The 9,429-nt window shown below is 56.0% G+C and carries 7 protein-coding genes; 6 read left to right on the plus strand and 1 reads right to left on the minus strand.

What is annotated here, in order from left to right:
• Positions 1-106 precede the first annotated feature (106 nt).
• From QP981_RS09815 to QP981_RS09830, 4 genes are read left to right on the plus strand one after another with little or no spacing between them, the layout of a single operon-like run.
• The gene (locus QP981_RS09815) at positions 107-856 is read left to right on the plus strand and encodes a glutamine amidotransferase-related protein (protein WP_070429718.1); all 750 of its coding nucleotides are present in this window, start codon (positions 107-109) and stop codon (positions 854-856) included.
• Between the two features lie 47 nt (positions 857-903).
• The gene (locus QP981_RS09820; RefSeq protein ID WP_082149796.1) at positions 904-1,650 is read left to right on the plus strand and encodes a glutamine amidotransferase; all 747 of its coding nucleotides are present in this window, start codon (positions 904-906) and stop codon (positions 1,648-1,650) included.
• Positions 1,651-1,695: 45 nt separating this feature from the next.
• Positions 1,696-3,972 (plus strand): sensor histidine kinase, encoded by a 2,277-nt coding sequence (locus QP981_RS09825; RefSeq protein ID WP_016422760.1) that lies wholly within the window; start codon positions 1,696-1,698, stop codon positions 3,970-3,972.
• Positions 3,965-4,723 carry a response regulator transcription factor gene (locus QP981_RS09830; protein WP_224433497.1) on the plus strand — a complete coding sequence of 253 codons (759 nt, stop codon included), beginning with the start codon at positions 3,965-3,967 and terminating at the stop codon, positions 4,721-4,723. The genes QP981_RS09825 and QP981_RS09830 overlap by 8 nt, the downstream gene beginning before the upstream one ends.
• Here the strand turns inward: QP981_RS09830 and QP981_RS09835 are convergent.
• A complete protein-coding gene (locus tag QP981_RS09835; protein WP_038625400.1) occupies positions 4,720-6,351 on the minus strand; it encodes an ABC-F family ATP-binding cassette domain-containing protein in 1,632 nt (543 codons plus the stop codon). The genes QP981_RS09830 and QP981_RS09835 overlap by 4 nt on opposite strands.
• A 20-nt stretch (positions 6,352-6,371) precedes the next feature.
• Between QP981_RS09835 and QP981_RS09840 the strand changes: the two genes are divergently transcribed.
• Positions 6,372-7,580 (plus strand): lycopene cyclase family protein, encoded by a 1,209-nt coding sequence (locus QP981_RS09840; RefSeq protein ID WP_284857942.1) that lies wholly within the window; start codon positions 6,372-6,374, stop codon positions 7,578-7,580.
• A 98-nt stretch (positions 7,581-7,678) separates the two neighbouring features.
• Positions 7,679-9,142 (plus strand): amino acid permease, encoded by a 1,464-nt coding sequence (locus tag QP981_RS09845; RefSeq protein ID WP_284857941.1) that lies wholly within the window; start codon positions 7,679-7,681, stop codon positions 9,140-9,142.
• The last annotated feature ends 287 nt before the right edge of the window (positions 9,143-9,429 follow it).

The raw sequence follows: 9,429 nt of genomic DNA on the forward strand, positions 1-9,429 counted from the left end.
CGCTCCCCTAATACGGGAGCGGGTTTCGGCTTTCTGCCGTGTATTTACCCCGTTTGACCGGTGAAGATGCATAGATTTCACTCAATATGGACTAAGCTGTCTATTTATGAGTGTGGGTAAGTTTTTGTTGGTGGCGCTCCGCCCCGCAGATGGTGCGGGGCAAGCCGAGTACCAGGACTTTCTGGATTCCACCGGGCTTGAGCCCAGCCAGTTGGATCTGTTTACCATTGACGCTGTCGGCGCTATGTTGCCCGACCTGACCTCCTATGACGGCGTATTTGTCGGAGGCAGCCCATTTAACATCACCGACCTTGAGCATTCGGGTTTGCAGAAGTATTCGCACGATGTGCTTTACGACGTACTTAGGAGTCCTGTCCCCGCACTGCTTATCTGCTACGGCGCTAGCTACACAGCCTTTACTTCGGGTGGTTTGGTTAACCTGCGCCACGGCGAAGTAGCGGGTTCTACCCGGGTAGAGCTCACCGAAGCCGCCACTCAAGATCCAATAGCTTCGGTGTTGCCTCCGGTTTTTTATGCGTTGACTGGCCACAAGGAATCCGTTGCGGAACTTCCCAATCACGCAACTTTGCTTGCCACAGGTCCAACCTGTCCGGTGCAGATGTACTCGATCGGATCGAATAACTGGGTTACCCAATTTCATCCGGAGATGAATGCTAACGGACTGCTCCGCAGAATGTCTTTCTACACCGACGTCGGTTACTTTGACCCGGAGGAAGTCGACGCGATTCGACTAAAGGTATCTGATGTGGACCTCCAGGCCGTCTCGTCAATCATCCCCCGATTTATGCACGTATGTACGCATGCAGCCAATCCGAGCCTGCTAGTGGTGCAGTAGTCTCCGTCCCCCTCTAGCTCCCTTTTTCACGAAATTTGTTCCCGCAAATGTCTACCTCCGCCAAGCCCTTCCTCCTGCTTTCCACACGCGGCGAAGATGCCGCAGCTCACGCTGAACATCTCTCATTTGCCAGGAGGTGTGCATTGGCGCCGGCAAAGTTGCATCAAATTCGCCTGGAACAGTCTCGTCCGGGGAATCTGAATCTAGATAACTACTCGGGCGTAATCGTTGGCGGAGGTCCCTTTAACGCCTCTGATGACGATAAGAGCTATCTACAGAAGGAAGTCGAGACCTGGTTCGAGGATTTGTTGGCAGAAGTGCTCGAACGAGACTTCCCCTTCTTCGGAGCTTGTTATGGCGTCGGCCTGCTCGGTACTGCTGGCCATGGCCGTGTCTCCCGCAAGCACGGGGAGCAGGCAGCTGTAATCGAAGTAGCTGCAACTCCAGATGGCGAATCAGATCCAATTCTTGATGGTTTACCGGCCCACTTTCACGCCATCGTCGGCCACAAGGAGGCCATCGAAGAACTGCCTGTCGACGCTACGTTGTTGGCAACTGGAAAGGACTGCCCCGTACAGATGTTTCGGTTGGGCCACAATGCATATGCGACGCAGTTTCACCCGGAATTAGATGCCAACACGTTTGCCCAGCGTCTCCAGATTTACGCAAATGAGGGCTACTATTTACCAGGAACAGATCTTAAAGCGGTGTCGGCCGCGCGACAGTTGGATGTTGCTCGAAGTGGGCGTATTCTTCAGAATTTCGCTCGGCTCCATACCGCATGTAGAGACTAATTAGTTTTATCTAGTGGCAATAAGCAAAAGGAATGTGATTGTCGCATGGAGAGGTGGAATCCCGATTCGGCACTTGCCGGACAGTCACCATCAATTGAAATGTCTGTGCTGCGATCCGGCGCGATTATTATTGCCGTCACCGGCTTTTTGTGGCAGGTTGAATCGGCTGTTCGTTCTGTCCCCTTTGAAAACTTTCTGAGCCACTGGTTCCCTTTTGCATCACTGCTCATATTTATTCTCAGCGATATGTTGCTGATTTGGGCTGTGATTAATAATACGCGGCGAGGCCTTATTACCGCACTGCGTGTGCCGATGTACATCATGTTGGTTTTCCTGATGTTGGTTTCAACCTATTGGGATCTCCCTCATAACCTCGTTGGAAATGCGCTCTGGTATAGCCCATTTTCAGGTTTAGCCCTCGCTGCATTTGCTCTGACAGTGCCACTCCACATCAGTTTGTCCGTGATGGTATTTGTTCCCGGACTTATTGCGGTCATTAATTCGTGGTTGCTGGGACACACTTTTTGGCTCGACATGTTGTCGGATGTTGGTTTCAATCTCATCAACACTTTTCCATTTGTGATTATTGCAGGCTCTGCACAACCCGTCGCAAGGCTTATTGACTTCACCTACGAGAACTCTCGGAAGGTCAATGAGAGAGCGGAGCGTATGCGTGTCCGCGGCGAGGCGATGAGCAGCTTCAACGCCTATGTCCATGACTATGTATTGGCCGCACTGTCTGCAATCGGTAAGGGCTCTAAGATTGACTTCTCGCTAGACGAGCAGACTGGGCTGTTTTTCTCGCCTCGGCAAACAGTAAGCGGTAGAACTTTTGCTGAGGCTGTACGGGCGCAATTGATGTCGGTGAGCCCCGACATTTCGGTAACGCTAGACACCAGCGAAGAAGGCGGTCCAGTTCGGCTGCCAGGAGAAGTTGCTAACACGTTCCTATTAGCCGCAACCGAGGTGGCAAATAATGCCAAGCGTCACGCAGGTGCCGCAGCGGAAAAGAAATGCCACATTCGTGTTGCCTCGGGAGAGGTGTCCATTGATTTTCGTGACGATGGCACCGGGTTCGACCCCGAGGGAATTGACCCGCATCGTGCAGGTATCCGGTTGAGCGTTAAAGGGCGAATGGAGGCCCTTCGCGGTGGAGATGCTCTCGTTAATTCAAAGCCTGGGAAAGGTACTCAGGTTATTCTCAAATGGCACGGTAATACCTCTCCTGTGGAAGAGGAAGATGTAGTCGATTCCTCCGCTCACACGACATCGCTGTATGACCTCATGGGAATGTCAATTGTTTTTTCCTGGCAGTTCTACGGCGCGATCGTCGGCGTGTTGTTCATGGTTCTAGTCAGTAATGGACAATTATTTACCGCGGCCGGGCAAATCAGTCTGGCATTAGCGATCGGCCTTCTCGGGCTGATTATGTATGGCCGCCATTCACAATTGCCGTTAGCCCGTGCAATCGTAACTGGTGTCGCGATCGTTGTATTAGCTGTGGTGGGGCTCTACCAGCCCATTCCAAATAATTTGGAATGGTCGTATTTCTGGCACTTTAGCTTAATTTCTTTTGCATCTGCATTGCTCGCCATCCGCGGCCGCCCCTGGGTTGCGCTGAATTCAGTGCTCGGTGGCGCGATCATGGTGGAGCTTCTCAAGTTCTTCCCCTTTGCCCCCTCGGATACGACCCACATCAGTATCTCTGGAGTTGACCTGTTAGTTCGCTCCGTGATGTTGGTCGCGGGAATTTTGACGTCGATCATGGTCCGCTTTTTTATGCGCACCGTTCCGCAGTCTATTCAGGATTATAATCGTGCGCTGTACGCTGCCGGGGCCGCCAAAGAGTACGAAATTAGCAGCCAGAGTAACTACGAATGGCTGCAGCGCCGGGTCGGCCCCATTTTTAGCGCCGCTGCAGTTTTGGAAGAACCGACCCCGCGACTGCAGTTGCGTGCGCGGCTTACAGAGCAGCTTCTCCGAGACGTCCTACGTTCGCCGCATCTAAATGTTGGGTCCCTTCACCAAGCTGTTTGGGACGCCCGCGCAAGAGGTGTTCATGTCCGGCTCCTCGATGACCGCAATCACACGCAGGCCGTTTCCGATAGCACCGATGTGCGCCGTATTCCGCTTGTCGACGACGATTCCGCGGTGGCCAAGTTGATGCCGAACTTCCTCGAAGCAATCGATAACGCCGAAGAAGGATCGGTAACAATTCGCCTATTGCCCCCGGGCAGACGTGCATTTGCATCTATTTCTGATGACAATGGAGTGCAAAGGTTTGATGAAGCCGGTGAGAGGATAGTGATGTCACGTGACTAGGGAGAATATTGCGGGAATGAGCAATGCTTCCATCGACGTCTCGGCTGCAATTGACTCCGACAACATCGGAGATTACAGCGTGCAGTCGGATCGTTTGCTTCGCGTTGCTGCGATTGATGATCATGCCTTGACTCTGCAGGGGCTCGAAACCCTACTTTCTGCAGAGCCAGACTTTGAGCTCGTCGGCTGTTATCAAACTGTGCCGGAGCTACTGGCCGATGTGGGCACCGATGACCGCCTGGATGTGGTCGTGCTGGATCTACGGCTGGCGGATAATTCAGATCCAGCGCAGAACGTTCTGTCGCTGGAATTGGTTACCGATCACGTGCTCATCCTTTCGTCAGCTGAAAGCCCATACCTTGTCCGAAAGGCAGTGCGTACCGGAGTGATGGGGGTTGTGCAGAAATCGGAAACCCCGGAGACAATCGTGTCTGCAGTACGGCTGGCGGCACTTGGCAAGGGCGCGCTGACTACAGAATGGGCATCGGTAGTTGACTCTGATCCCCTGCTCGACTCTGTCGATTTGTCAGAACGCCAGCGTGAGGTACTGGAGCTTTACGCCTCCGGTGAGTCGACGAAGCGAGTCGCGTCGATGACAGGGCTGACACCGAACACCGTGTTGGACTACTTGGGTCGTATTCGAGCCAAGTATGCGGCAGCTGGCCGGGCCGAGAACAGCCTTAACAAGTCGGAGATGTATAGGCTCGCTCAGCAGGACGGTTACCTGCCAGGGCCAATGGATCCGTCTTAAGCCAGCTCGACGATTTCCATGTAGTCGTCGCTCCAGAGGTCTTCGGTGCCGTCGGGAAGCACGATGACGCGCTCGGGCTCTAGCGCCTTGACCGCACCTGGATCGTGGGTAACCAGAACGACGGCCCCGGTGTAAGTGCGAAGTGCATCGAGAACCTGTTCGCGGGACTGCGGGTCGAGGTTGTTAGTGGGCTCGTCGAGAAGCAGGACGTTTGCGCGGGAGCTAACCAGCGTCGCCAGCGCCAGACGTGTCTTCTCACCACCGGAGAGGGTTCCCGCTGGCTGCTGCAGCTTGTCGCCGGAGAACATAAAGGCACCGAGCAGGCTCCGCAGTTCCGGCTCGTTGACGTCAGGGCAGGCGTAGACGGTGTTTTCCCAGACAGTCTTGTCCGGATCAATCGTGTCGTGCTCCTGGGCGAAGTAGCCGATGCGCAGGCCGTGGCCGGAGACAATGCCGCCTTCGCCATCGGTGCGCTCCACACCGGCGAGTAGCTTCAGCAGCGTCGTCTTACCAGCACCATTGAAGCCGAGGACAACCACGCGGGAACCCTTGTCAATCGCAAGATCAACACCGGCGAAGACCTCCAACGAGCCATACATCTTGGTCAGTCCCGTGGCGTTGAGCGGAGTCTTGCCACAGGGGGCCGGCTCTGGGAAGGAAATGTGGGCGACTTTATCCTCGACGCGGACCTCGTCGAGACTGTCCATCATGCGCTCAGCACGAGCCACCATCTGCTTGGCCGCACGAGCCTTCGTCGCCTTCGCGCCTAGCTTCTCGGCCTGCTTGCGCAGTGCGCTGGCCTTCTTCTCCGCGTTAGCGAATTCACGGCGACGTCGAGCCTCATCGGTCGCGCGTGCCGACAGGTAGTTCTTCCAGCCCATGTTGTACACATCAGCTTCGGCGCGCACCGCATCGAGGAACCAGACTTTGTTACACACGGCCTCGAGCAGCTCAACATCGTGCGAAATCATAATCAAGCCGCCCTCATGCTTACTGAGGAATTCGCGCAGCCAGGTAATCGAATCCGCATCGAGGTGGTTCGTCGGCTCGTCGAGAAGCAGCGTCGTGGCGGACTTGCCCGAGCCTTCGGTAGCGGCGAAGAGAATCTGCGCAAGCTCGACGCGGCGGCGCTGACCACCCGAAAGCGTCTTCAGTGGCTGGTCGAGTACGCGCTCCGGCAACCCCAGCGCGTCGCAAATGCGGGCTGCCTCGGCGTTCGCCTCGTAGCCGCCGAGGTCGTGGTAGCGCTCCTCGAGTCGCGAAAACTTCCGAATCGCCGCATCGCGCTTCGTGTCAGTGGTCGCGGTCTCCATGATCTCCTGCTGGCGATCCATGCTGCGGCGGATTTGGTCAAGGCCTCGCGCCGACAGCACACGGTCGCGGGCGGAGATGTCGATGTTGCCCTCGCGCGAGTCCTGCGGCAGGTATCCAATCGAGCCAGAGCGTACTACTGAACCGCCATAGGGCTCAGTCTCGCCGGAGAGAATACGCATAGTCGTCGTTTTGCCAGCACCATTTCGCCCGACGAGTCCAATCCGGTCTCCCGGCTGAACGCGCAGCTGCTCACCCGGCGCAGTGAGCAGGGTACGGGCGCCGACTCGGACTTCAAGGTCATGGGTCACAATCACGAACGAGTAGCCTACCAGTTATGACTTCATTTCCCGTGACCGCCACCGTCGTCGGCCTCGGGCCCGCCGGAAGAATCGCCGCCCACCGCGCATCCGCTCGCGGCTGGGATGTCACCGCTTATGACCCAGCCGGTGGCACACTGCCCTCGACGATTGGTCTCTGGTGCGACCAACTCCCCGACTGGTTGCCCAGCGACTTCCTTGCCGCCACTTTTCAACCCAGCGTCATTCTTGCCGACGGCACCGAACGTCAGCTCACCCGCAACTACGGCGTTGTTAACAAGGACTGCCTGCAAGAACTTGGCGGTTTCCACACCGAACGCCGCGCACTCACCGATTCCGAAACCACGGGTACTGACATCACAATTGTCACCACCGGGCGCACGCACGCCGCAGTCGGGCGAGGTGGGCAGGTACGGCAGCTCGCCATCGGGCACATCTTTTCGCTTGACGACGTCCCCAGCGCTCACCGCCGCGCAGTCCTCATGGACTTCACTCCGGCCGAACCGAATGCCCAAGCGACAGAGCCCGCTAGTTTCTCCTATCGCATCTTCTTGGATGACAGGACCTTCCTCATTGAAGAGACCATCCTCGCTACTCCGATTCCTATGATTGGTGGCTATCTCGGCGAAGCTGGTGCTGCAGTCCGGATCGGCGGTGAGGCCGATGACTCCGCGCTTCTAGCGCTGTTGCGTAGACGCCAAAGTACACGGTTGAAGTCCCTGGGGCTTTCGGAAGATCTGGCCATCGACGAAGAAGTGGTGTCCTTTCCCCTACTGGCAAACCTTCCCTCTCGCCGCGGTGACGTGACGCACAGTGGACCATCCATGGGCACTCTCTTCGGCTTTGCTGGTGGTTGGATGCATCCTGCCACTGGTTACTCGGTGGGTTCGGTTATCGAAGATGTCGACCGCTTCTTGGCCGATATGGAAAAGAAGGGAAGCCGGACGCTGGGGACGTCGTTAAGCATGCGATTGCAGCGATGGCTACGCGAACGTGGGCTCGCGGCGTTGCTGGGGTTCGATGCACGACAGACGGGTGCGTTTTTCCGGGCGTTCTTTTCGTTGCCGGAGAAGGACGTTTTTGCCTATTTGATAGGGACATCCCCACTGACGACGCTTCGCGCTATGGCGAAAGTGGCCGTGCCTTTGCTGAAAATGAGTCCGCGTACGTGCGGAAAGCTCATCGCTGGGTTTGTGCGGGGACCTGGGAGATGGAGAACTCGTTGACCGGGAGCATATACATCAGCCGATTTGTGGGGTGATACCAACAATTAAAGCGGTGTGGTTTTTGCATTCACCGGAGTACAAACGCTTATGATAAATGAATGACTTCGACGCAATCTGAGGAGACTTCCTCACAAAACCATAAGCTTCAGCGCAGGCTGAGAGCTCGCCACCTGAACATGATTGCCATTGGTGGTGCCATTGGTACGGGCCTGTTTGTTGCCTCCGGTGCGACCATTTCGCAGGCCGGTCCAGGCGGTGCGCTTATCGCTTACGCTCTTATCGGCATCATGGTGTGGCTGGTTATGCAGTCTCTCGGCGAGATGGCCGCTTACCTGCCGGTGCCCGGTTCCTTCCAGGAGTACGGTCGCCGATACGTCTCAGAATCCTTCGGCTTTGCCATGGGCTGGAACTACTGGTTTAACTGGGCGATTACTGTGGCCGCAGAGCTCGTCGCTGCTGCGCTGGTGATGCGCTATTGGTTCCCGGATGTGCCTTCAATCATCTGGTCCGCGCTCTTCCTCGCGATTCTATTCGGGCTGAACGCCCTGTCCGCACGTGCATTCGGCGAGGGTGAGTTCTGGTTTGCGACCATCAAGGTCATTACCGTCATCGTCTTCCTCGTTCTTGGTGTCGGCATGATTTTCGGTATCTTGGGCGGCTCCTCCCCCGGCTTCGAAAACTGGACCACGGGCGACGCCCCATTCGTCAATGGCGGAATGGGACTGTTGGCTGTCTTCGTTGTAGCTGGATACTCCTTCCAGGGCACCGAGATGGTTGGCGTAGCAGCAGGTGAGGCTGAAGATCCTGAGCGTACGATTCCCCGCGCGATTCGCACTATCTTCTGGCGTATCTTGCTGTTCTACATCGGTGCCATCGCTGTTATTGGTTTCCTTATTGCGTACACGGACCCGAATCTTCTGAATGCCGCCGAGGACAATATTTCCATTTCACCGTTCACCCTGGTCTTTGAACGCGCAGGTATCGCGATTGCCGCTGGCCTGATGAACGCTGTCATTCTGACTTCGGTCTTGTCCGCGGGTAACTCCGGTATGTATGTGTCCACTCGTATGCTGTTTTCCCTGGCCCGCCAGGGACACGCTCCGCGTTACTTCGGCAAGCTTTCCGGGCACGGCGTTCCGCTGCGCGCTCTGATTGCCACCGCTGTGATCGGTATGGCTGGCTTCATTACTTCATTGGTAGGCGATGGCGTGGCGTACACCTTCTTGTTGACGCTTTCTGCGCTCGCGGGCTTTATCACCTGGTTTGGCATCTCTTACAGTCACTACCGCTTCCGCAAGTGTCTGAAGGCCCAGAATATCCCGTTGGATTCGCTTCCCTACAAGGCGAACTTTTTCCCTGCCGGTGCTGTGCTGGCACTGATTATGTGCTTCTTTGTGGTGGCCGGACAGGCACTTGATCCGATCCGTACTGGCGAGAATATCTTCGCTATCCTCACTCCGTACCTGGGTATTCCGGTATTCGTCCTGCTGTGGTTCATCCATAAGAAGGTCACGGGCTCCAAGCTCGTTGACCCGGCCACCGCAGACATGAGTCGCGAATAGGTGCGAATGGCTGTGAATAGCTGCGAGTAGCTATGCATCTCGCATCTAACTCTCACAACTTGGATTAGCAGTCGAAGACAATAGCGACCCCGCTTGGCACTTTTCAGTGCCAGGTGGGGTCGCTTTTAACTCCGAGTCGGACAGCTCGAAAAATTGCGGGGATGCTCGTGTGAATACGGGCTGCAAAATGTGAAACTGTGCAAGTTTATGAGGCGGGATCAAGCGGTTAATGCGCCACGATTGAATATTTGCTGGAGTATCTCACGTGGGGTTGCTCCGCCGAGGAC

The sequence above is a fragment of the Corynebacterium sp. MSK047 genome, from assembly GCF_030232285.1.
GTDB lineage: Bacteria > Actinomycetota > Actinomycetes > Mycobacteriales > Mycobacteriaceae > Corynebacterium > Corynebacterium jeikeium_D.

Bases quoted from the DNA above. Each gene is read 5' to 3' on its own strand.
- QP981_RS09815 (WP_070429718.1), top strand. From the start codon at position 107: ATGAGTGTGGGTAAGTTTTTGTTGGTGGCGCTCCGCCCCGCAGATGGT.
- QP981_RS09820 (WP_082149796.1), top strand. From the start codon at position 904: ATGTCTACCTCCGCCAAGCCCTTCCTCCTGCTTTCCACACGCGGCGAA.
- QP981_RS09825 (WP_016422760.1), top strand. From the start codon at position 1,696: ATGGAGAGGTGGAATCCCGATTCGGCACTTGCCGGACAGTCACCATCA.
- QP981_RS09840 (WP_284857942.1), top strand. From the start codon at position 6,372: ATGACTTCATTTCCCGTGACCGCCACCGTCGTCGGCCTCGGGCCCGCC.
- QP981_RS09845 (WP_284857941.1), top strand. From the start codon at position 7,679: ATGACTTCGACGCAATCTGAGGAGACTTCCTCACAAAACCATAAGCTT.